Below are 22,283 nucleotides of genomic sequence, written 5' to 3' on the forward strand. Positions count from 1 at the left end.
CCGGGCAACAGGCCCGCGGCGCCCGCGCGGAATGCGGGAGGGGCGGCATACCGTTGAGCCCACGATGAACGGCCCCCTGATCGTCCAGTCCGACAAGACCCTCCTCCTCGAGGTCGACCACGACCGTGCCGAGGCGGCGCGGCGCGACATCGCGCCCTTCGCCGAGCTCGAACGCGCGCCGGAGCACGTGCACACCTACCGGGTGACGCCGCTCGGCCTGTGGAACGCGCGCGCCGCCGGCCACGACGCCGAGCAGGTCGTGCACGCGCTCCTCGAGCACAGCCGCTACCCCGTCCCGCAGTCGCTGCTGGTGGACGTCGCCGAGACCATGGCGCGGTACGGCCGGCTGACGCTCACCAAGGAGGTCGTCGCCGACGAGGACGAGCCCGTCCTGCTGCTGCGCACCACCGACCGGGCCGTGCTCGCGGAGGTGCTGCGGCACAAGAAGATCCAGCCGCTGGTCGGGGACCGCGTCGACGACGACACGGTGCGGGTCCACGCCTCCGAGCGCGGCCACCTCAAGCAGGAGCTCCTCAAGGTGGGCTGGCCCGCCGAGGACCTGGCGGGCTACGTCGACGGTGAGGCGCACCCCATCGGGCTCGACGAGGCGGACTGGTCGCTGCGGCCCTACCAGCAGCAGGCCGTCGACGGCTTCTGGGACGGCGGCTCGGGCGTCGTCGTGCTGCCCTGCGGGGCGGGCAAGACGCTGGTCGGCGCCGGGGCCATGGCCCGGTCGTCGACGACCACGCTCATCCTCGTCACCAACACCGTCAGCGCCCGGCAGTGGCGCGAGGAGCTGCTGCGGCGCACGACGCTCACCGAGGACGAGATCGGCGAGTACTCCGGGTCCCGCAAGGAGATCCGGCCGGTGACGATTGCGACCTACCAGGTGCTGACCCTCAAGCGGAAGGGCGTCTACCCGCACCTCGACCTGCTCGACGCGCGCGACTGGGGCCTCATCCTCTACGACGAGGTGCACCTGCTGCCGGCACCGATCTTCCGGATGACCGCCGACCTGCAGGCCCGCCGCCGCCTCGGGCTGACCGCCACGCTGGTGCGTGAGGACGGGCGCGAGTCCGACGTGTTCTCGCTCATCGGGCCCAAGCGCTTCGACGCCCCCTGGAAGGACATCGAGGCGCAGGGCTACATCGCTCCCGCCGACTGCGTGGAGGTCCGGGTGAGCCTGTCCGACTCCATGCGGATGGCGTATGCCGTGGCCGAGCCGGACGAGCGGTACCGGTTCGCCGCCTGCGCCCCCGCCAAGGATGCGGTGGTCGAGCAGCTGGTCGGCCGCCACGAGGGGCAGCCGACGCTGGTCATCGGCCAGTACCTCGACCAGCTCGAGCAGCTCTCCGGCCGCCTCGACGCGCCGCTCATCACCGGCGAGACGACCGTGGCGCAGCGGCAGGAGCTGTTCCGGCAGTTCCGTGAGGGCGAGATCAGCCTGCTCGTCGTGAGCAAGGTCGCGAACTTCTCCATCGACCTGCCCGAGGCGAGCGTGGCGATCCAGGTGTCGGGCACCTTCGGGTCCCGCCAGGAGGAGGCCCAGCGGCTGGGTCGCGTCCTGCGGCCCAAGGGCGACGGCCGGACGGCCCACTTCTACACCCTCGTCGCCCGCGACACGGTCGACGCCGAGTTCGCCGCCCACCGGCAGCGCTTCCTCGCCGAGCAGGGCTACGCCTACCGCATCGTCGACGCCGACGACCTCGACGCCGCCACCCCCGGATCCGCCTGACCCCGCCTCACCCCGGCCCCCTCCTGCACCGGACGCGTCGTCAGCACGCACCGGACGCGTGGTCGGCATACACCGAGCGCGTCGTCAGCACGCACCAGACGCGTCGTAGGCATACACCGGACGCGTGGTCAGCACGCACCGGACGCGTGGTCAGCACGCACCGGACGCGTGGTCGGCATACACCGAGCGCACGGTCGGGTCTCTGGCGCACCCATCGCGAGTCCGGAGCTCACCAAGCGCGTGTCCGGTGGAGTCGGAACAGACGTCCGGTGGAGCCTGAGCACGCGTCCTGTGGAGTCGGAACAGGCGTCCGGTGGAGCCTGAGCACGCGTCCGGCGCAGGGCGGGGCGCGCAGGGGATTCCCAGGAAAGTTCCAGGCTGCGCGCGCACCATGGGTGTATGACCGCGAGCCAGACCGAGCCGGAGGCCACGCTCCTCGTCGTCGAGGACGAGACGAACATCCGCGAGCTGCTCACGACGAGCCTGCGGTTCGCCGGCTTCTCCGTGCACGCCGCGCCGGACGGGCGCAGCGCGCTCCAGCTCTCCGGCGAGCACGACTTCGACCTGGCCGTGCTCGACATCATGCTCCCCGACATGGACGGCTTCACCGTCACCCGCACGCTGCGCGAGCGCGGGCTGGACCTGCCCATCGTCTTCCTCACCGCCAAGGACTCCCTCGACGACAAGATCAAGGGCCTGACCGTCGGCGGTGACGACTACGTCACCAAGCCGTTCAGCCTCGAGGAGGTCGTGGCGCGCATCCGGGCCGTGCTGCGCCGCACCCGGGTGGCCGACGAGGGCGACGACCACGCGCTGCGGGTGGCCGACCTCGAGCTCGACGAGGACAGCCACGAGGTGCGTCGCGCCGGCAAGGTCATCGAGGTCTCCCCCACCGAGTTCAAGCTGCTGCGCTACCTCATGCTCAACCCCGGGCGGGTGCTCTCCAAGAGCCAGATCCTCGACCACGTATGGGACTACGACTTCCGCGGCGAGATGAACATCGTCGAGTCCTACATCTCCTACCTGAGGCGCAAGATCGACGTCGTCGGCGAACCCCTCATCCACACCAAGCGCGGCGTGGGCTACGTGCTGCGCGAGCCGCGCTGAGGCGGCATACCGCTCCCGTGCTGCAGCACCTGCGCCGCGCCGCCTACACCAAGCTCCACGGACTCTCCCTCACCCGCCGCCTGGTGACGGTGCTGGTCCTGCTCGTCCTCGCCGCCTACCTCCTCACGACGTCGGTGACCATCACCATGCTGCGCGGCTACCTCGTCGACCGCGTGGACACGGACCTGGAGACCTACATCACCCCGCTCGCCGAGCGGGTGTCGGCCCAGCTGCTCGAGGACGCCACCGGCCGGCAGGACACCAGCGCCGAGCTGTGGCTGCCGCCCAACTCCTACTACATCCTGCTCACCCCCCTGGACGACGCGGCCCCCCCGGTCTCACTCGCCTCCCGCGGCATGGACGACACCCCGGACCTCTCCCGGGTGGCCATCGACGACGGCCGCCTCGGGGAGCCCTTCAGCGTCGGCAGCGACAAGGGCGCGGGGACCTGGCGGGTGCTCGCGCTGCCGCTGGAGAACGACCAGGGCCGCGTCTCCGGGACGATCGCGGTCGCCCTCCCCCTGGACGAGGTCGACAGCACCACCCGGCAGCTCGCCTTCCTCACCATCGTCATCGGCCTCACCACCATGGTGGTGGTCGGGGTGCTGGGCTGGTTCGCGGTGCGCCGCGCCTTCCGCCCGCTCACCCGCATCGAGGACACCGCCGCCGCCATCGCGGGGGGCGACCTCGCCCGGCGCATCCCGCCGCACGGCGCCCGCGACGAGGTCGGCTCGCTGTCGGACTCGCTCAACCGCATGCTCGCCCGCATCGAGCACTCCTTCGCCGTCCGCGAGGCGTCCGAGCAGCGGATGCGCGACTTCGTCGCCGACGCCTCGCACGAGCTCCGGACGCCGCTGGCGACGGTCAAGGGGTATGCCGAGCTGCACCGCTTCGGGGCGATGTCCGAGCCCGAGGACGTCGCCGGGGCGATGCGCCGGATCGAGGACGAGGCCACCCGGATGACCCGGCTCGTGGAGGACCTGCTCACGCTGACCCGCTGGGACTCCCAGCCGCAGATGGCGCCGACCCGGGTGGACCTGACCGTGCTCGCCTCCGACGTCGTGCAGGACGCCCGGGTGCGGGCCCCGGACCGGACCGTGCGCCTCGTGCCCCTGGCCGGCAGCCTGCCGGACGTCCCGCCCGTGGTCGTCGGGGAGGACGGCGCGCTGCGGCAGGTGCTCACCAACCTCGTGGCCAACGCCCTCGCGCACACGCCGGCGGGCACGGCGGTCGAGGTCGCGGTCGGGCGGGTCGACGGCACCGTCGCGGTCGAGGTGCGCGACCACGGCACCGGCCTGGACGAGGGCACCGCCGAGCGCGTCTTCGAGCGGTTCTACCGCGCCGACAAGTCGCGCAGCCGGGCCTCCGGGGGGACCGGCCTCGGCCTGGCCATCGTGGCCGCCATCGTGGCGCGCCACCAGGGGTCGGTGCGGCACCATCCCACCCCCGGCGGGGGCGCGACCTTCCGGGTCGAGCTGCCCGCGGACCGACGTCCAGCAGATTCCTAGTCGACACCCAGGCAGCACCGACCTGCGGGTGGTCTCATGGGTCTCATGACCACCCCACAGCACGACCCGCAGGGCCCGTTCGACGGGCAGCGCTCCGACGACGCCACCGCCCCCGTGCCCACCACGGCGCACCAGGGCCCGGCGTACGGGCAGGACGCCGGCGACGCCACCGCCCCCGTGCCGACCACCCCGCACCCGGACACCACCCCGCCCCAGGGGTATGCCGACGCTCACCAGGGCGCCGCGACGTCCACCTGGCAGCAGCCCACCCCGACCCCGCCCCGTCAGCGTCGCCGCTACGGCGACATCGCGGTGGCGAGCGTCCTCGCGGCCCTGCTGGCCTCGGGCGGCACCTTCGCGGCCGTCGAGCTGGCCGGTGACTCCCCCAGGTCGGCGCAGAGCACCGCGTCCGGCGACGGCGCGGCCAGCGGCGACGCCCGCGGCACGACGGTCTCCCTCTCCGGCGAGCAGGACTGGGCCTCCATCGCCGAGGCCGTCACCCCCAGCACGGTGTCCATCGCGGTCGCCGGCGCGGCCGGCGAGGGCTCCGGGTCGGGTGTCGTGTGGGACACCGAGGGTCACATCGTCACCAACGCCCACGTCGTCGCCGGCGCGCAGCAGGTGCAGGTGACGCTGCCGGGCGGCCGGTCCTACCCGGCCGAGGTCATCGGCACCGACCCCTCGAGCGACCTCGCGACCCTCCAGCTCGGCACCGTGCCGGACGACCTGCAGCCCATCGCCCTCGGTGACGACGGCGCGCTCGGGGTCGGCGACCCGGTGATGGCCGTCGGCAACCCGCTGGGGCTGTCGGGGACCGTGACGACCGGCATCGTCAGCGCCCTGGACCGCCCGGTGACCACGCAGGGCTCCTCCTCGGACCCCGCCGACCCGGGCGCCGCGGTGGTCACGAACGCCATCCAGACCTCCGCCGCCATCAACCCCGGCAACTCCGGCGGCGCCCTGGTCAACGCGGCCGGTGAGCTGGTGGGGATCAACTCCTCCATCGCCTCGCTCCCGACCGGGGGCACCGGGCAGAGCGGCTCGATCGGCATCGGCTTCGCCATCCCCTCCGGCAAGGTGCAGCTCATCGTCGAGCAGCTCATCGACTCGGGCACGGCGACCCACGCCTTCCTCGGCGTCGGCCTCGACAACGCCCAGGCCGAGGTGGACGGCGCCACGCTCACCGGTGCCGCCGTCACCCAGGTGGAGCCGGGCTCCCCCGCCGAGGGGGCCGGTATGCGGTCCGGTGACCTCATCGTGGGCATCGACGACGAGCCGGTCACCAGCGCGACCGCCCTCGTGGGCCAGGTCCGTGAGCGCGGTGCCGGCGACGAGGCGCGGGTGGCCTACATCCGCGACGGCGAGCAGGCCGAGGTCACGGTGACCCTGGCCGCCCGTCCGGACGAGGGCTGAGCGGCCGGCCGCCGCGGCGCGGGCCCCTCACGGGTCCCGCGCCACCCGGCCCTCACCGGGCCCGCGCCACGCGCCCCTCGTCCCAGACCGGTCCGTCGGTCTCGCGCACGCGGCCGTCCGCGGCGAGGACGAGGAACCGGTCGAAGGACGCGGCGAACCACCGGTCGTGCGTGACCGCGAGCACCGTCCCGTCGAAGGCGTCCAGCCCTTCCTGCAGCGCCTCGGCGGAGTGCAGGTCGAGGTTGTCGGTGGGCTCGTCGAGCAGCAGCAGGGTCGCCCCGGACAGCTCCAGCAGCAGGATCTGCAGCCGCGCCTGCTGGCCCCCGGAGAGCGACTCGAAGCGCTGCTCCCCGGCCCGCGCGAGCTCGTACCGGTCGAGCGCCCGCGCGGCCTCGTCGCGCGGCATACCCCGCCGGTGCTCGTCCCCCCGGTGCAGGATCTCCAGCAGGGTGCGCCCGCGCAGGGCCGGGTGGTCGTGCGTCTGGGCGAACCAGCCGGGACGCACCCGCGCGCCGAGGCGCGCCACCCCGGTGTGCCGGACCGGCGCCGGGACGATGTCGCCCACCGGGCGCTGCCCGGGCTCGGGGTCGCTGCCCCCGGCCGCGAGCAGCCGCAGCAGGTGCGACTTGCCCGACCCGTTGGAGCCGAGGACGGCGACCCGGTCGCCGTACCAGACCTCCAGGTCGAAGGGGCGCATGAGCCCGGTGAGCTCCAGACCCTCGCAGACCACGGCGCGCTTGGCGGTCCGCCCGCCGCGCAGCCGCATCCGGACCCGCTGCTCCTGGCTCACCACCTCCGGCGGCCCCGCCTCCTCGAAACGCCGCAGCCGGGTCTGCGCCGACTGGTACTGGCTGGCCATGTCGGCGTTGTAGGCGGCCTTGGCCTTGTAGCGCAGCATGAGCGCGCGCAGCGTGGCGTGCTCCTCGTCCCACCGCCGCCGGGCCTCCTCGAGCCGCGCGTTGCGCTCGGCCCGCGCCTCGTGCCAGGTGGCGAAGCTGCCCGGGTGCACCCACAGCGTGCTCCCGGCGGCCCCGGGCTCGAGCGTGGCCACCCGGGTCGCGGCGCGGGCCAGCAGCTCCCGGTCGTGGCTGACGAGCAGGACGGTCTTGGGGCTGGCCCGCAGCTGCTCCTCGAGCCACCGCTTGCCGGGGACGTCCAGGTAGTTGTCCGGCTCGTCCAGGAGCAGCACCTCTTCGGGTCCCCTCAGCAGCGCCTCCAGCGCCAGCCGCTTCTGCTCCCCGCCGGACAGGGTGTCGGTCCCCCGCCACTGCGCCTGCTCGAAGGGTATGCCGAGGGCCGCGACCGTGCAGACGTCCCAGAGCGTCTCCTGCTCGTAGCCGCCGACGTCGGCCCAGTCGGCCAGCGCCTGAGCGTAGGCGAGCTGGGCCGGCTCGTCGTCGACGGTCATGATCGCCAGCTCGGCGGCGTCCAGCGCCCGGGCGGCCGCCCGGATCCCCGCAGGGGCCACCGAGACGAGCAGGTCGCGGACCGTCGGCGGCTCGTCGCCCGCGCCCACCTCGCGGCCCATCGTGCCGATGAGCTGCGGCATGACGCCGAGCCCGCCGCTGCGGGACAGCGAGCCCTCGTGCGGGCGCAGCTTGTCGGCGACGATGCGCAGCAGGGTGGTCTTGCCGCTGCCGTTCGGCCCGACCAGGGCGACCCGCGCGCCGTCGCCCACGCGCAGACCGATGTCGCGCAGCAGCGGGCGGCCGTCGGGCAGGGTGTAGCCGACAGCGGCGACGTCGACGTGTCCCATGGGCCCATCCTGCCCGCCGTCGACCGGTCCGCCCCACCCGTTTTCCGGCCCGGCCCGGTCCGGCGACACCCGGCCTCCCCGGCGGCATTGATACCTTGACCCGAGCACGCGCGCGGCCCGTGGCCCGCCCCCGACGTCAAGGAGTCACCCGTGAAGATCGCTGTCCTCGGCGGTGACGGCTTCTGCGGCTGGCCCGCGGCGCTGCACCTGTCCGACCTCGGCCACGACGTCGTCATCGTCGACAACCTCGTCCGCCGGCGCATCGACGAGGAGCTCGGGGCCTCCTCGCTCACCCCCATCGCGAGCCCGCAGGAGCGGCTGGCCGCGTGGGAGCAGGTCGGCGGACGGCCCATGGAGCTCGTCGAGCTCGACCTCGCGCAGGACTACGAGGGCCTGGTCGCCCTCCTCGAGGAGCGGCGCCCGGACGCCGTCGTCCATTTCGCCGAGCAGCGCTCGGCCCCCTACTCGATGAAGTCGGCGAGGCACAAGCGCTTCACCGTCGACAACAACACCAACGCCACCCACAACCTGCTCTGCGCCATGGTCGAGACGGGCCTGGACGCGCACCTGGTGCACCTGGGGACCATGGGTGTCTACGGCTACGGCACGGCCGGCATGGCGATCCCCGAGGGCTACCTGGACGTCGAGATCGCCGCCGAGGACGGCACGCGGGTGGGGCAGGAGATCCTCTACCCCACCAACCCGGGCTCGATCTACCACATGACGAAGTGCCTGGACCAGCAGCTCTTCGCCTACTACGCCAAGAACGACGCGCTGCGTATCACCGACCTGCACCAGGGCATCATCTGGGGCACCCACACCGAGCAGACGCTGCGCGACGAGCGCCTCGTCAACCGCTTCGACTACGACGGCGACTACGGCACGGTGCTCAACCGCTTCCTCATGCAGGCCGCCGTCGGCTACCCGCTGACGGTGCACGGCACCGGCGGCCAGACCCGGGCCTTCATCCACATCCGGGACATGGTGCGGTGCGTGCAGATCGCGCTGGAGAACCCGCCCGCCGCGGGCGACCGCGTCAAGATCTTCAACCAGATGACCGAGACCCACCGGGTGCGCGACCTGGCCGAGCTGGTCGCCCGGATCAGCGACGCCGAGGTCGAGCTCGTCCCCAACCCGCGCCACGAGGCGGCCGAGAACGAGCTGCACGTGCACAACGAGACCTTCCTCGACCTCGGCCTGCAGCCGACGCTGCTCGAGGAGGGCCTGCTCATGGAGGTCGAGGACGTCGCCCGGCGCTACGCCGACCGCGCGGACCTCGACAAGATCCCCTGCACCTCGGTGTGGACCTCCCGGCAGCAGGCGGGCGTGCCGGCCTCGCGCGGGGCCACCGTGGAACGCACGGCCTGAGCCCGGCGACGGCATACCGGATGCGCATCGCCCTCTTCACCGAGGTCTTCCTGCCCAAGGTCGACGGGGTCGTCACCCGCGTCACCCGCACCCTCGACCAGCTCGCCGACCTCGGGCACGAGGCGCTCGTCTTCGCGCCCGGGGAGCCGCCGGCCCGCTACGGCCCGCACCGGGTCGTCAAGGTCCGGTCGGTGTCCTTCCAGCCGTGGTACCCCGAGATCATGGTGGGCCTGCCCACCGCCCGGATCGCGCGGGGCATGCAGGCCTTCCACCCCGACATCGTGCACGCCGTCAACCCGGTGTGGCTCGCGGCCTACGGCGTCATCTCGGCGCGCCGGCGCAACCTGCCGCTGCTCGCCAGCTTCCACACCGACGTGCCGTCCTACACGACGCGGCTCGGCAACGGGCTCCACCTGCTGCGCGCCCCGAGCGAGGCGTGGATCACCGGGATGCACAACCTGGCCGAGGTCAACCTGTGCACGTCCGCGCAGATGGTGCAGCGGGCGCGCGAGGTGGGGATCCGGGAGGTCGACCTGTGGCCCAAGGCGGTCGACACCGAGGGCTACCACCCGTCCCGACGCAGCACGCAGATGCGCGAGCGGCTCACCGGGGGGCACCCGGAGGCGCCGCTCGTCCTCTACGTGGGGCGGCTCTCCCGGGAGAAGGACCTCGACCAGCTGCTCGACCCGATCCGTCAGCTCGCCGGTGAGGGGGCGCGGCTGGCCTTCGTGGGGTCGGGGCCGGCCCGCCGGGAGCTCGAGGAGCTGTTCGCCGGCACCCCGACCGTGTTCACCGGCTACCTCGCCGGGGAGGAGCTGGCCGCGGCCTACGCCAGCGCCGACGCCTTCGCCTTCCCGTCCACCACCGAGACGCTCGGGCTGGTCGCCCTGGAGTCCATGGCCAGCGGGGTGCCGGTGGTCGGCGCCCGGGCCGGGGGCATCCCCTTCGTCATCGAGGACGGCGTCACCGGCTTCCTCGTCGAGCCGGGCGACACGGCGGGGTATGCCGACCGCCTGCGCCGGCTCCTCCTCGAGCCGGGGCTCAAGGACCGGATGGGGCAGGCCGCCCGGGCGGATGCGCAGACCCACTCCTGGCGGGCCTCGACCGAGTCGCTGGTGAGCTCCTACGAGCTGGCGATCGAGCGGCACGTCGGCCGCCCCCCGGTGCCCAAGCCGCTGCGCGCCCGCACCCACCGCGACCTGCCCCCGCCCGAGTAGGGCCTCCTCCCCCTGACCCGCCCCCGACCCACCGAGCGCCGCGGATGGTTGCCCCACATCCCACCGAGCGCCGCGAATGGTTTGCCCACACCACACCGGGCGCCGCTGATGGTGGCGCGTCGTGGCCGCCGCGGCGATGGGTATGCCGGTGCTAGCGTGCCGCCCATGGTGATCGAGGGCGAGACCAGGACCGCGAGCGAGCGCTCGACGTGGCGCAGCCGCTGGGGGGCGGTGGGGCCGGGGCTGCTCGCCGCGTCGGCGGCGATCGGGGCCTCGCACCTCATCTCCTCCACCCAGGCGGGGGCGCTCTTCGGCTGGCAGCTGGTGTGGCTCATCGTCCTCGCCAACGTGCTCAAGTACCCGTTCTTCCGCTTCGGCCCGCAGTACGCCGCCGAGACCGGCCGCAGCCTCGTCGAGGGCTACGCGCGGCGCGGGAAGGCATACCTCTGGGTGTTCTTCGTGCTCGCCGCCGTGTCGTCGGTCATCTCGACGGCCGGCGTGGCGCTGCTGTGCACGGTGATCCTGGCCTACCTGCTGCCGGCGTCGTGGGGGCTCGGCGTCCCCGTGCTCGCGGCGGGGCTGCTCGCGGTGACCTGGATGCTGCTCGTCGGCGGCCACTACAAGGCCCTGGACGGCGTCACCAAGATCATCATGGTCCTGCTCGCCCTGTCCACCGTCGTGGCCGTGGTCATGGCCGCCTCCCAGGGGCCGGTGCGCCAGCCGGCCTTCGAGGACCCCTCGCCGTGGACGCTGGCGACGCTGCCCTTCCTCGTCGCGGTCATCGGCTGGATGCCGGCCCCGATCGAGATCAGCGCCCTGAACTCGCTGTGGGTCAAGGCCAAGGGTGCCGACCGCCGGCTCGCCGTGCGCGACGTCCTCTTCGACTTCAACCTCGGCTACGTCGTGTCCACCGTGCTCGCCGTGTTCTTCATCGGCCTGGGCGTCTTCGTGCAGTACGGCAGCGGCCAGGAGATGGAGATGGCCGGCGGCGCCTACATCCCCCAGCTCATGAGCATGTACGGCGCGGCGATCGGCCAGTGGGCGGTGCCGCTCATGGCGCTCATCGCCTTCGCCTGCATGTTCGGCACCGTCATCTCGGTCGTCGACGGGTATGGCCGCGCGGCCGCCGAGTCGCTGCGGCTCATCCGCGGCCAGGAGTCGATGAGCCGCCGCTCCAAGGACCTGTGGATCACCGGCATCTCGGTCATCGCGCTGGCGATCGTGGTGTGGATGAGCGCCTCGCTGGCCGACATGCTGCGCTTCGCGATGGTCAGCGCCTTCCTCACCGCGCCGGTCTTCGCGTGGCTGAACTTCTCCATCATCCGCGGCGAGCGTCAGCTGTCGACGAGCATGCGGATCCTGTCCTACGCGGGCCTGGTCTTCCTCGTCGGCTTCACGCTGCTCTTCCTCGCCTCCCAGACCGGGCTGCTGGCCTGACCAGGAGCGTGGCCGTCCCCGCCGGCCAGGGGGGTGCGCGACTGCACCGGGTATGTCGTGGAAGCGCCCCGGCGGGCGACATATCCGGTGCAGTCGCGCACCACCGGACGCGGGCTCAGTCGTCGGAGAGGTGGGCGTTGACCCGGTCGACCTTCTCGGTGAGCTGACCGGCATACCCCGGGCGCAGGTCGGCCTTGACCACGAGCGAGACGCGCGGCGAGTGCTGCACCACGGCGTCGCAGGCCGCCTTGATGACCGGCATCACCTCGTCCCACTCCCCCTCGATGGTGGTGAACATCGAGGTGAGCTCGTAGGGGAGGTCGGAGTCGCGGACCACCCGGATCGCGTCGGCCACGGCCGCGCTGACCGAGCCGGACTCGTCGGCGGACTGGGTGGGGGCGACGGAGAAGGCGAAGAGCATGCCACCACGCTAGCCCGCGGACGGCAGGCCGGCGTGACCGGCAACCATTCGCGACGCCCGGTGGGCGTCAGGGCAACCATTCGCGACGCCCGGTGGGCGTCAGGGCAACCATTCGCGACGCCCGGTGGGGGTATCGTGCTGCTCCCCCCTCCTCACCACCCTCCGCGAGGTATGCCGCGATGCCCGCTCCCCCGACCGACCCGCGCGCCGAGCTCGCCGCCGAGCAGGCGCACCTCGAGCGCGCCCGGACCGAGCTGGCGCGGATGCGCGAGCACACGCTGTCGCTGACCGCCGACGGCGGTGACGCCATCGCCGGCGAGGCGCTCGCGCAGACCCTGTGGTTGCGGGCCAAGGCCCTCCAGGACGACCCGGGGACGACGCTGTTCTTCGGCCGCATCGACCGCGCCGCCGAGCCCGGCGACGGCACGGAGGAGCGGCTCTACATCGGGCGCCGCCACGTCTCCGACGGCCACGGCGACCCCGTCGTCATCGACTGGCGGGCGGGGGTGTCGACGCCGTTCTACCGCGCCGGCACCCACGACCCGATGGGCCTGCGGCTGCGCCGGCGCTTCGGCGTCGAGGGCGGGCAGATCACGGCCTTCGAGGACGAGCCGCTGGGGGCCGCCGACGACGGCAAGTCGGTGGGTGGTGCCGGCCGGTCGTCCGGCGGGGCGAGCAGCATCCTCGCCCGGGAGATCGAGCGACCCCGGATCGGGCCGATGCGCGACATCGTCGCCACGATCCAGCCCGAGCAGGACGAGATCGTGCGGGCCGACGTGGGCACGACGCTGTGCGTGCAGGGCGCTCCGGGCACCGGCAAGACCGCCGTCGGACTGCACCGCGCGGCCTGGCTGCTCTACGCCTTCCGCGACCGGTTGGCCCGCACGGGCGTCCTCGTCGTCGGCCCCAACCGCGCCTTCCTCGAGCACGTCGGGGCGGTTCTGCCCTCGCTCGGAGAGATCAGCGTCCGGCACACGACCGCCGACGACCTCGTCGTCGGCGGCACGTCCGCGAAGGTCCGCGCGACGGACAGCACCGAGGTGGCCCGGCTCAAGGGCGAGGCCCGGATGGCCGCGGTCCTGCGGGAGGCGCTCTGGGGCGCGGTGGGCCCCGCCACCGAGGCGCTCGTCGTCCCCCGCGGCTCGCGCCGGTGGCGGGTCCCGGCCTACGAGGTGCAGGACATGATCGAGGAGCTGCGCGGCCGCGGCGTGAGCTACTCCGCCGCCCGGGCCATGCTGCACCAGCGGCTCGCGCACGCGGTCATGGTGGCCATGGAGCGCTCCGGCGACTCCCCCGACGACCGGGTGCAGGACAGCGTCGCGAGGTCGGCGCCGGTGAGGGCCTACATCAAGGCGGTCTGGCCCGAGGTCCGGCCCGGCGCCGTCCTGACCCGCGTGCTCTCCACCGGTGCCCACCTGGAGGACGACCAGCAGGCCATGGTCTGGGAGACGCCGCCCCGGACGGCGGCCGGGGCGCACTGGAGCGCCGCCGACCTGGTGCTGCTGGACGAGCTGGCCGACCTGCTCGACCGGACCCCGAGCCTCGGTCACGTCGTGCTCGACGAGGCCCAGGACCTCTCCCCCATGCAGCTGCGCGCCGTCGGGCGCCGGGCCTCCACCGGGTCGCTCACGGTCCTGGGCGACCTCGCCCAGGGCACCACGCCGTGGTCCACGGCCTCGTGGGAGGAGTCGTTGCAGCACCTGGGCAAGGACCTCTCCGCGCCGACGACCCACCTGGAGGAGCTGGTCCGCGGCTTCCGGGTGCCCTCGGCCGTCATCGACTTCGCCGCGCGGCTGCTCCCGGCGATCGCCCCCGACCTGGCGCTACCGGAGTCGGTGCGGTCCAACCCCGGGCGGCTCGACGTCATACCCGTGGACGACGCGGTCGCCGGGGCCGTGACGGCGACGACCGACGCCGGCGCGTTCGAGGGGTCCGTCGGCGTGATCGTGCCCGACCTCTGGATGGACCGCGTCGGGGCGGCGCTGCGCGCAGCCGGGGTCGAGCACGAGGTCATGGACGGGGCGCACGCCGAGGAGGGCCTGGGCGTGCGGGTCTTCCTGGTCCCGGCGACCGTGGCCAAGGGGCTGGAGTTCGACCAGGTCGTGCTCGTCGAGCCGGCCGCGATCGCCGCCGCCGAGCCCGACGAGCGCACCGGCCTGCGCCGGCTCTACGTCGTCCTCACCCGCGCCGTCAGCGGGCTCAGCGTGGTCCACGCCGAGCCGCTGCCGCCCCAGCTGGCCAGGTAGGCGTCGGACCCGGACCCGGGAGTCGCACTGCGGTGGCGAGCGCGCGCCGCTCGGGCGGAGGGATCAGTCCCGCGGCTCCTCGCCGGTGAGGCTGTCGTGGGCGACATAGTAGGTGGGGCGGCCGAGCTGCATGGTGTAGGTCCGGCCGACGTACTCCCCCAGGATGCCCAGGCACAGCAGCTGCACCCCGCCGACGGCGGTGACGACCATGAAGGTCGAGGTCCACCCGGGGACGGTGAGGCCCACGGCATACCCCACCAGCGCGTAGACGAGCAGCACCAGCGCGACGAGCGCGCCGACGAAGCCGAGCCAGGTCGCGAGCCGCAGCGGCGCCAGGCTGGCGCCGGTGATCGAGTCGACGGCCAGCCGCAGCATGCGCGAGAGCGGGTACTTCGAGGTGCCCGCCGCCCGCTCGTCGCGGCGGTAGGTGAGCACGCCGGAGGGGAAGCCCAGCGACGGCACGACGAGCCGCAGCACCCGGTGGTGCTCAGGCAGCGCGGTCACCGCCGCGACCGTCGCCCGCGACATGAGCCGGTAGTCCCCCGCCTGCGTGGGCCCGTGGTCGGCCCCGAGGCGCCGCATCGTGTCGTAGTAGCCGCTCGCGGTGACCCGCTTGAAGCGGGTGTCGCTGCGGCGGTCGTCCCGCACGGCGTAGACGACGTCCAGCGACTCCTCCCGGGCCAGCCGCACCATGTCGGCGATGAGCTCGGGCGGGTCCTGCAGGTCGGCGTCGATGGTGACGACCAGGTCGCCGCGCGCCCGCTCCAGCCCGGCCGAGATCGCGGCCTGGTGGCCGGCGTTGGCGCGCAGCCGGACCACCCGCAGCTGCGGCCAGGTATGCCGTGCCCGCTGCAGCAGCACGGGGGTTGCGTCGGCGCTGCCGTCGTCGACGACGAGCACCTCGTAGTCGAGCCCCAGCCCGTCGAGCACCGGACGCAGCCGCTGCACGAACAGGGGCAGCACGTCCTGCTCGTCGAAGACCGGCACGACGACGCTCAGCGCGCTCGCGCCATGCTCTGCAGCGGTCATCGTGCCTCGGGGGTCGCCGGTCGGTCGTCGGGTGATCCTAGCCCGCCTCGCACCACCCAGGCCGACGTCATACGGTAGGGCCGAGCAGTTCCCGCGTCCCACGAGGAGAGAGCATGCACCCCACCCACGCACCGTTGCGGATCGCCACCGGCGCCTTCGTCCTGAACTCCGGTCTCGGCAAGCTCAAAGCCGGCGAGGAGGAGGCCGAGCAGATGCACGGCTGGGCCTCCAGCGTCTACCCCGTGTTCAAGGACATGAAGGCGGGTGACTTCACCAAGGCCCTGGCCTACGCCGAGATCGGGCTCGGGGCCGCGCTGCTGCTGCCGACCGTGCCCTCGGCCGTCGCCGGCGCCGGGCTGGCCGCCTTCGGTGTCGGCCTCACCGGGCTCTACCTCAAGACCCCGGGCATGACCCAGGAGGACGGCATCCGGCCCACGCCGGACGGCATCGGCCTGGCCAAGGACACCTGGCTGGTCGGCGCCGGCCTGACGCTGGCCACGCAGTCCTTCCTCTCCGGCACCAAGCACGCCGCGCAGTCGGTCGCCGACGGCGTCGGCAACGCCGCGGGTGCCGTGGCCGGTGGCGTCACCGGCGCTGCCGGCGCGGCGGCCGCGGGGGTCACCGGGGCGGCCAGCTCGGTGGGCCACGGCCTCGCCGACGCCGTCGGTGGCGGCGGCAAGGGCAAGGCCGCCAAGAGCACCTGGAAGGGCCTGTCCAAGGGCGCCCACGACGCCCGCGAGGACCTGTCCGAGGCCCTCGCCGACCTCGCGGACTCGCTGCTCGGCAAGCGCTGAGTCAGCCCAGCCACCTCTCGAGGCCGTCGCGCAGCTGCGCGGCGGCCTCGAGGTATGTCGTGCGCCGTGCGGGGTCGGTGGCAGCCGCCGCCACCCGGTGCAGGTGCGGCTGGATGAAGAACGTCTCGTGCAGCAGGTGCACCTCGCGCCGCGCGAGCAGCGGCTCGAGATCCACGGGCGATCCGAGCCGTGCCCGCTCGCGGGCGTAGGCCTCCGCCTGGGCGCGGACGCGGTCCTCGTCCATCGCGGCATACCACGGGTCGGCGTGCACCGGACCGCCGGAGAACGCCAGGTCGCGGGCCGGGTCGCCGACGTGGCCCCACTCCCAGTCGATGAGCCGCGGGACGCCGCCGTCGACGACGACGTTGCTCAGGCAGGCGTCCCCGTGGACCAGTCCGGTCTCGACGGCGGCGAAGGCCGGACGGGCCCGCTCCGTGCGCCGCAGCACCGCCGGCCAGAGCGGGTCCAGCACGGCGGCCGGGCCCGGCTCGTGCTCGCGCCACCAGTCGCGCGCGGCGTGCGCGCCGGCCACCGGGTCCGGGGCCGTCGGTCGTGGGAGGCCGTCGGTCCTCCCACCCACGTGCAGCCGGGCCAGGGCGCGGGCGAGCGCCGCGAGGAGCCCGTCGGTCCAGTCGCCGGGCGCCAGCACCTCACCCGGGACCGCCGTGCTCACGAGGTATGCCGTGGGGTCGCCCTCCGTCGGCAGCCGCACCGCCACCGGTCGGGCGGCGAGGTCGGCGTCCGACGGCACGCGGGCCAGCAGCTCCAGCTCGGCGTCCAGGCCGAGCGGCAGCTCGTGCACCGGTCGGTGGGGCACCCGCACGGCCAGACCGGGCTCGACCCGCCACACCACGCACGACTCGCCCCGCCCCAGGAGGCGCACCTGCGGGCGGCCCGGCGGCACGGCATACCCGGCGGCGGTGAACCACCCCGGGTGGGCGGCGGCGAGGTCGGCCACCCCCTCGACGTCCAGCTGGGTCGGCAGCACCGGCCGATCCTCGCACCCGCGGCGCGTGCCAGAGTGGCCGGGTGACGCATCCCGCCGAGGCCCTGCTCGACCGCTGGCTCGCCGACGCCGCGCTGCTCGCGCCCGCCGCCGGTCGCGACCTGTGGCTGGCCGAGGGGTCGCAGCTGCTGCGCGGCTGGTCGGAGCCGCAGCGGCGCTACCACACGACCGAGCACCTCACCGAGGTCCTCGCGGCGATCGACGAGCTCCAGCAGGCCGGGGCGGTCGGCGCGGACGAGGCGCTCGTGGCGCGGACCGTGGGCTGGTACCACGACCTCGCCTACGACCCCCGCGCCGCGCCCGGCAGCAACGAGCACCGCAGCGCCACCATGGCGCGCGACCACCTGCACCGGCTCGGGGTCGACGACGTCGTCGTGGAGGCCGTCGAGGCCGGGGTGCTCATGACGCTGGACCACGAGGCGGCCGGCGACGGCGGTGCCGCCACGGACGCGGTCCACGACGCCGACCTGTGGATCCTGTCCGCACCGGCGCCGCGGTATGCCGCCTACCGCACCCAGGTGCGCGAGGAGTACGCCCACGTGCCCGAGAAGGCCTTCCGCGCCGGACGGCTCCGGGTCATGGAGCCCCTCGCCGCCCGCGAGCGGCTCTACCGGACCGGGCCCGCGCACGAGCGCTGGGACGAGCGCGCCCGCGCCAACCTGCAGGCCGAGCTGGCGCAGCTGCGGCGGGCCTGAGGAGAGTGCCCCAGGCGGCGGTGGCCTCGGGCGACGCGCTGCCGACAGGTATGCCTGACACCATCGGTCCCCCGTGCCACACGTGCACCGCGGTGCGGAGACGTTGCCCGATGCCGGGGATATACCCCCGCCCTCGGTGACCTTCCCCGCAGCGGGGTGCGCCAGGGGCCAGTGGGGCCTGTGTGGCGTCCGTCCCTCCGGTCGCGGAGCCCGGCCCGGAGGGGTCGGCCCAGGAGCGCCCCGCCGTCCGGTCGCGGAGCCCAGCCCAGCCCAGCCCAGCCCAGCCCAGCCCAGCCCAGCCCAGGCCGTCCTACCCCCGGGCCCACCACCACTCGGCCAGGGGCCACCAGGCAGCCGTCCCCGCGACGCCCCGGGCCTCCACGAGGGTCAGCCAGCGCGCCTCGAGCACCTCGACGCCGTCCGGCCGCAGCGGCACCGGGGACGGCAGCGTGGCGGCATACACCTGGACGTAGTTGTCCCCCTCGTCCCAGCTGCGGACGCCGTGCCCGGGCGGCAGGGTGATCCGCTGGTAGCCCACGGCGACCAGCCGCTCCTCCTCGAGCTCGACCGCGATCTCCTCGGCGACCTCGCGCACGGCCGCCGCCCGCGCCGACCCGTCGGTGACCTCGCGCTTGCCGCCGGGCGCGCCCCAGCCCTCCCGGGTCGAGTTCCGCACCAGGGCCATGCGCTCCGGCACCCCCTGCGCCCGGGCGAGCACCACCGACGCCCCGGCGCCGAGGCGCTCCAGCGGCGAGGCGACCACCTCCAGCAGGTGCGGGGTCGGCGCGGCCCCGGCCAGCCCGTCCTCGACCCGGGCCAGCGGCCGCTCCCCCTTGCGCTTGCGGAAGCGCAGCCCGCTGTCGCGCAGCCGCCGGGCCAGCTCGGTGCCGCTCACCTCGGCCGCGCCCGCGGCGACGACCTCGGCATACCGCTCCTCGGGGATGTCGTAGTGGTCCCCCTCGAAGGACCGTTGCGGGATGCCGACCCCGGCCGCGAAGGCGTGCAGCTCGGCGAGCGAGGTGTCGCTCGCGACGTGCGACCAGAGCCGTCCGTGCGCCGGCCAGCGGGGCGGGTCGACGAGGACGGTCATGCTCCGGACCCTACCTGTGGACAACTTCTGCGCCGGGACCACGAGGCGGGCTAGCGTCGTGAGCACGAGGTGGCCGGCCGGCCGCCGCACGAGGGAGGGACCCCATGAGCAACACCTTCGCCGTCGACACGGCACGCATCGCCGCCGCCTCCGGTGACATCGAACGCATCGCGGCCAGCATCGAGGGGGAGGTCCGCTCCATGATGGCCAAGCTCAACGCGCTCCAGGACTGCTGGCGGGGGTCGGCCGCCGGCAGCTTCCACAGCGTCACCCAGGACTGGAGCGCGACCCAGGAGAAGGTCCGCACCTCCCTGCAGCAGATCTCGACGACGCTGCGGACGGCGGGCCAGGACTACGAGCTCGTCGAGCAGACCAACCGCACCCGCTTCACCCCCCAGTGAGGCGCGAGCCTCGTCCGGCGCAGGGGGCGCGGACGAGGCGCAGGATGTCCCGGGTGGAGCGTCATCCCTGCGGGTGACGGGCGACGCCGCAGCGGTCCGCAGGCCGGACCAGGCGCGTCGCCGCGCCGGTCGCACCCCGTGAGGCGGCCGGCACGGGGCCCCCACCCCCAGCCGTCACCTGGCTCCCCGGGCACACGCCGACGGGCGGCCCCTCCTCGAAGGAGGGACCGCCCGTCGGTCGTTGGTCGCCCGCGAGGAACGCAGGCGCGTCAGCTCTGACCCCGCAGGATCAGAAGTCCATGCCGCCCATGCCACCGTCGGCGCCGGCCGGCATGGCCGGGGTCTTCTCCGGCTTGTCGGCGATGACGGCCTCGGTGGTGAGGAAGAGCGCGGCGATGGAGGCGGCGTTCTGCAAGGCAGAACGGGTCACCTTCACCGGGTCGGCCACGCCGAAGCCCAGCATGTCGCCGTACTCACCGGTCGCGGCGTTGAGGCCCTCGCCCGGGGTGAGGTTGCGGACCTTCTCGGCCACGACGCCGCCCTCGAGACCGGCGTTGATCGCGATCTGCTTGAGCGGGGCCTCGATGGCCACCTTGACGATGTTGGCGCCGGTGGCCTCGTCGCCGGTGACCGACAGACCGTCGAACGCGCGAGACGCCTGGATGAGGGCGACGCCACCACCGGCGACGATGCCCTCCTCGACGGCGGCCTTCGCGTTGCGGACGGCGTCCTCGATGCGGTGCTTGCGCTCCTTGAGCTCGACCTCGGTCGCCGCGCCCGCCTTGATGACGGCCACGCCGCCGGCCAGCTTGGCCAGCCGCTCCTGCAGCTTCTCGCGGTCGTAGTCGGAGTCGGAGTTGTCGATCTCGGTGCGGATCTGGGAGACCCGGCCGGCGATCTGGTCGGCGTCGCCGCCGCCCTCGACGATGGTGGTCTCGTCCTTGGTGACGACGACCTTGCGGGCGGTGCCCAGCAGGTCGAGCTCGGCGGTCTCCAGCTTGAGACCGACCTCCTCGGAGATGACCTGGCCACCGGTGAGGATGGCGATGTCGGCCAGCATGGCCTTGCGCCGGTCACCGAAGCCCGGGGCCTTGACGGCCACGGACTTGAAGTTGCCGCGGATCTTGTTGACGACCAGGGTCGCCAGACCCTCGCCCTCGACGTCCTCGGCGATGATCATCAGCGGCTTGCCGGACTGCATGACCTTCTCCAGCAGCGGCAGCAGGTCCTTGACCGAGGAGATCTTGGAGTTGACGACCAGCACGTAGGCGTCCTCCAGGACGGCCTCCATGCGCTCGGTGTCGGTGACGAAGTAGGGGCTGATGTAGCCCTTGTCGAAGCGCATGCCCTCGGTGAGCTCGAGCTCCAGGCCGAAGGTGTTGGACTCCTCGACGGTGATGACGCCCTCGTTGCCGACCTTGTCCATGGCCTCGGCGATCATGCCGCCGATCTCGGTGTCGGCCGCGGAGATGCTCGCGGACTGCGCGATCTGCTCCTTGGTCTCCACCGGCTTGGCCATGTCGAGCAGGTCGTCGTTGACCGCCTTGACGGCGATCTCGATGCCCCGCTTGAGGGCCATCGGGTTGGCGCCGGCGGCGACGTTGCGCAGGCCCTCCTTCACCATGGCCTGGGCGAGCACGGTCGCGGTGGTGGTGCCATCTCCCGCGACGTCGTCGGTCTTCTTGGCGACCTCCTTGACCAGCTCGGCGCCGATCTTCTCGTAGGGGTCCTCGAGCTCGATCTCCTTGGCGATGCTCACGCCGTCGTTGGTGATCGTGGGGGCGCCCCACTTCTTCTCGAGCACGACGTTGCGGCCCTTGGGGCCGAGGGTCACCTTCACGGCGTCGGCAAGGGTGTTCATACCCTTCTCGAGCCCGCGGCGAGCCTCCTCGTCGAAAGCAATGGTCTTGGCCATCTGAGTTGCTTCCTCCACATGTGGATGGACGGGTGACCGGGTGCCGCCCGCGACGGACGAGCCAGGAGGCGCGAGGATCAGGTCTCCCCGGCTCCCGACCCTCGACAGGCCGGTCGGATTATCACTCTCGTGGTGAGAGTGCTAGGTCCATGATGAGCACTCGGGGCCCTTGAGTGCAAATGGCAGGGCCGGTATGCCGTCCCGCACCCGGTCCCCGCCGTCCGGCTCCCCCGAGGGCCCGCCTCGGCGGGCGGTGCGTCAGTGGCGCAGCTCGAGCGTGCGGACCGCCGCCAGCCGGAGCGTGTCCTCGGTCAGCCCCAGCCCGCGGCCGGCGTTGGCGAGCGAGTCGACCCCGGCGATCCCGGTGCCCAGCACCTCGGCGAAGCGCTCGGCCATCGCGGCCAGCTGACCGGCCTGGCTCTCGACGAAGGACCGGTCGACGACCCGGCCGTGGCCGGGCACCCAGGTGTCCGCCAGCCCGGCGGCGGGCTTGTCCAGCAGCGCGCTCAGCGTGGGCGCCCACTCCAGCGGGTAGGCGTCCTCCATCGCCGGGTCCGCCCCCTCCTCCACCAGGTCGCCCGCGAAGACGACCCCGACGTCCGGGACCGCCACGGACAGGTCGTGGTCGGTGTGCCCGCGCCCCGCGAAGAGCAGCTCGACACCGCGGTCCCCCAGGTCGAGGACGGTGTCGTCCTCGACGAGGTAGAACGGCAGCACGATCTCGGTGTCCTCCACCTCGTCCGCCAGCGCCCCGCGGTCGGTCGAGCGCAGGTGCTCGACGACCTGGCGACGCTGGTGCTCCCCCGTGCGGCGCAGGTCGTCGGCGGCGCCGGAGTGGGCGTAGATCTGCGAGTCGCGGAACGCGACGTTGCCGAAGCAGTGGTCGTAGTGCGCGTGGGTGTTGACGACGACGAGCTCGGTGGCGGTGATCTCCCGCACCGACCCCAGCAGCTCCTGGCCGAGGGAGCGGTAGCTGCGGGTGTCGACGACGAGGGACCGCTCGCTGCCCACCACGAGCCCGCAGTTGAGCTTGAGCTCCTCGTGCCGGCGGACGTGGACCCCGGGAGCCACCTCTCTCCAGGTCACCTCAGTCATGCCGCCCGAGTCTAGGTGCTGGACGGACCCCGGCCCGCCGCCCCGCCCGG

The 22,283-nt window shown here is 73.6% G+C and carries 18 protein-coding genes; 11 read left to right on the forward strand and 7 right to left on the reverse strand.

The window, feature by feature from the left end:
- Positions 1 to 64 precede the first annotated feature (64 nt).
- From Q0967_RS10735 to Q0967_RS10750, 4 genes are all read left to right on the forward strand, one after another.
- Positions 65 to 1,735 (forward strand): DNA repair helicase XPB, encoded by a 1,671-nt coding sequence (locus tag Q0967_RS10735; RefSeq protein WP_298751430.1) that lies wholly within the window; start codon positions 65 to 67, stop codon positions 1,733 to 1,735.
- A gap of 399 nt (positions 1,736 to 2,134) precedes the next feature.
- Positions 2,135 to 2,842: a response regulator transcription factor gene (locus Q0967_RS10740; RefSeq protein WP_058890526.1), complete on the forward strand. Its 708-nt coding sequence runs from the start codon at positions 2,135 to 2,137 to the stop codon at positions 2,840 to 2,842.
- A 17-nt stretch (positions 2,843 to 2,859) separates the two neighbouring features.
- Complete coding sequence (locus Q0967_RS10745) at positions 2,860 to 4,350, forward strand: HAMP domain-containing sensor histidine kinase (protein ID WP_298751427.1); 1,491 nt, start codon at positions 2,860 to 2,862, stop codon at positions 4,348 to 4,350.
- A 45-nt stretch (positions 4,351 to 4,395) separates the two neighbouring features.
- On the forward strand, positions 4,396 to 5,763 hold the full coding sequence (locus Q0967_RS10750; protein ID WP_298751425.1) for a S1C family serine protease: 1,368 nt from the start codon (positions 4,396 to 4,398) through the stop codon (positions 5,761 to 5,763).
- Positions 5,764 to 5,815: 52 nt separating this feature from the next.
- On the opposite strand, the gene Q0967_RS10755 is transcribed toward Q0967_RS10750, so the two are convergent.
- Positions 5,816 to 7,519: an ABC-F family ATP-binding cassette domain-containing protein gene (locus Q0967_RS10755; protein ID WP_298751423.1), complete on the reverse strand. Its 1,704-nt coding sequence runs from the start codon at positions 7,517 to 7,519 to the stop codon at positions 5,816 to 5,818.
- A 150-nt stretch (positions 7,520 to 7,669) separates the two neighbouring features.
- Between Q0967_RS10755 and Q0967_RS10760 the strand changes: the two genes are divergently transcribed.
- The 3 genes from Q0967_RS10760 to Q0967_RS10770 all read left to right on the forward strand — a co-directional run bounded on the left by Q0967_RS10760 (position 7,670) and on the right by Q0967_RS10770 (position 11,541).
- A complete protein-coding gene (locus tag Q0967_RS10760) occupies positions 7,670 to 8,887 on the forward strand; it encodes an NAD-dependent epimerase/dehydratase family protein (RefSeq protein ID WP_298751422.1) in 1,218 nt (405 codons plus the stop codon).
- Positions 8,888 to 8,907: 20 nt separating this feature from the next.
- On the forward strand, positions 8,908 to 10,104 hold the full coding sequence (locus Q0967_RS10765; RefSeq protein ID WP_298751420.1) for a glycosyltransferase family 1 protein: 1,197 nt from the start codon (positions 8,908 to 8,910) through the stop codon (positions 10,102 to 10,104).
- A 165-nt stretch (positions 10,105 to 10,269) separates the two neighbouring features.
- Positions 10,270 to 11,541 (forward strand): NRAMP family divalent metal transporter, encoded by a 1,272-nt coding sequence (locus tag Q0967_RS10770; protein ID WP_298751416.1) that lies wholly within the window; start codon positions 10,270 to 10,272, stop codon positions 11,539 to 11,541.
- Positions 11,542 to 11,656: 115 nt separating this feature from the next.
- Here the strand turns inward: Q0967_RS10770 and Q0967_RS10775 are convergent, their stop codons facing one another.
- The gene (locus Q0967_RS10775; RefSeq protein ID WP_298751414.1) at positions 11,657 to 11,962 is read right to left on the reverse strand and encodes an MTH1187 family thiamine-binding protein; all 306 of its coding nucleotides are present in this window, start codon (positions 11,960 to 11,962) and stop codon (positions 11,657 to 11,659) included.
- Between the two features lie 179 nt (positions 11,963 to 12,141).
- Between Q0967_RS10775 and Q0967_RS10780 the strand changes: the two genes are divergently transcribed.
- Positions 12,142 to 14,208 carry an AAA family ATPase gene (locus tag Q0967_RS10780; RefSeq protein WP_298751412.1) on the forward strand — a complete coding sequence of 689 codons (2,067 nt, stop codon included), beginning with the start codon at positions 12,142 to 12,144 and terminating at the stop codon, positions 14,206 to 14,208.
- A gap of 63 nt (positions 14,209 to 14,271) precedes the next feature.
- Here Q0967_RS10780 and Q0967_RS10785 read toward each other — a convergent pair whose 3' ends face one another.
- Entirely contained in the window at positions 14,272 to 15,237 is a 966-nt protein-coding gene (locus Q0967_RS10785) for a glycosyltransferase family 2 protein (RefSeq protein ID WP_298751410.1), read from the reverse strand.
- A 113-nt stretch (positions 15,238 to 15,350) separates the two neighbouring features.
- Here Q0967_RS10785 and Q0967_RS10790 point away from each other — a divergent pair, with 113 nt between their 5' ends.
- Complete coding sequence (locus tag Q0967_RS10790) at positions 15,351 to 16,031, forward strand: hypothetical protein (RefSeq protein WP_298751408.1); 681 nt, start codon at positions 15,351 to 15,353, stop codon at positions 16,029 to 16,031.
- A gap of 1 nt (position 16,032) precedes the next feature.
- Here the strand turns inward: Q0967_RS10790 and Q0967_RS10795 are convergent, their stop codons facing one another.
- Entirely contained in the window at positions 16,033 to 17,019 is a 987-nt protein-coding gene (locus Q0967_RS10795) for a phosphotransferase family protein (RefSeq protein ID WP_298751405.1), read from the reverse strand.
- Between the two features lie 41 nt (positions 17,020 to 17,060).
- Here Q0967_RS10795 and Q0967_RS10800 point away from each other — a divergent pair, with 41 nt between their 5' ends.
- Positions 17,061 to 17,732, forward strand: coding sequence for a hypothetical protein (locus Q0967_RS10800; protein WP_298751403.1), 672 nt, complete (start codon positions 17,061 to 17,063; stop codon positions 17,730 to 17,732).
- 310 nt (positions 17,733 to 18,042) lie between these two features.
- Here Q0967_RS10800 and Q0967_RS10805 read toward each other — a convergent pair whose 3' ends face one another.
- Complete coding sequence (locus Q0967_RS10805) at positions 18,043 to 18,822, reverse strand: DUF4031 domain-containing protein (protein ID WP_298751400.1); 780 nt, start codon at positions 18,820 to 18,822, stop codon at positions 18,043 to 18,045.
- 104 nt (positions 18,823 to 18,926) lie between these two features.
- On the opposite strand from Q0967_RS10805, the gene Q0967_RS10810 reads away from it, so the two are divergent.
- Entirely contained in the window at positions 18,927 to 19,223 is a 297-nt protein-coding gene (locus Q0967_RS10810) for a WXG100 family type VII secretion target (RefSeq protein WP_010147143.1), read from the forward strand.
- 289 nt (positions 19,224 to 19,512) lie between these two features.
- On the opposite strand, the gene groL is transcribed toward Q0967_RS10810, so the two are convergent.
- Both groL and Q0967_RS10820 read right to left on the reverse strand, forming a co-directional pair.
- Positions 19,513 to 21,138 carry a chaperonin GroEL gene (groL, locus tag Q0967_RS10815; RefSeq protein WP_298751395.1) on the reverse strand — a complete coding sequence of 542 codons (1,626 nt, stop codon included), beginning with the start codon at positions 21,136 to 21,138 and terminating at the stop codon, positions 19,513 to 19,515.
- Positions 21,139 to 21,396: 258 nt separating this feature from the next.
- Complete coding sequence (locus Q0967_RS10820; protein WP_298751393.1) at positions 21,397 to 22,233, reverse strand: MBL fold metallo-hydrolase; 837 nt, start codon at positions 22,231 to 22,233, stop codon at positions 21,397 to 21,399.
- Between the last annotated feature and the right edge of the window lie 50 nt (positions 22,234 to 22,283).

The organism is uncultured Serinicoccus sp., from assembly GCF_947500995.1.
Lineage (GTDB): Bacteria > Actinomycetota > Actinomycetes > Actinomycetales > Dermatophilaceae > Ornithinicoccus.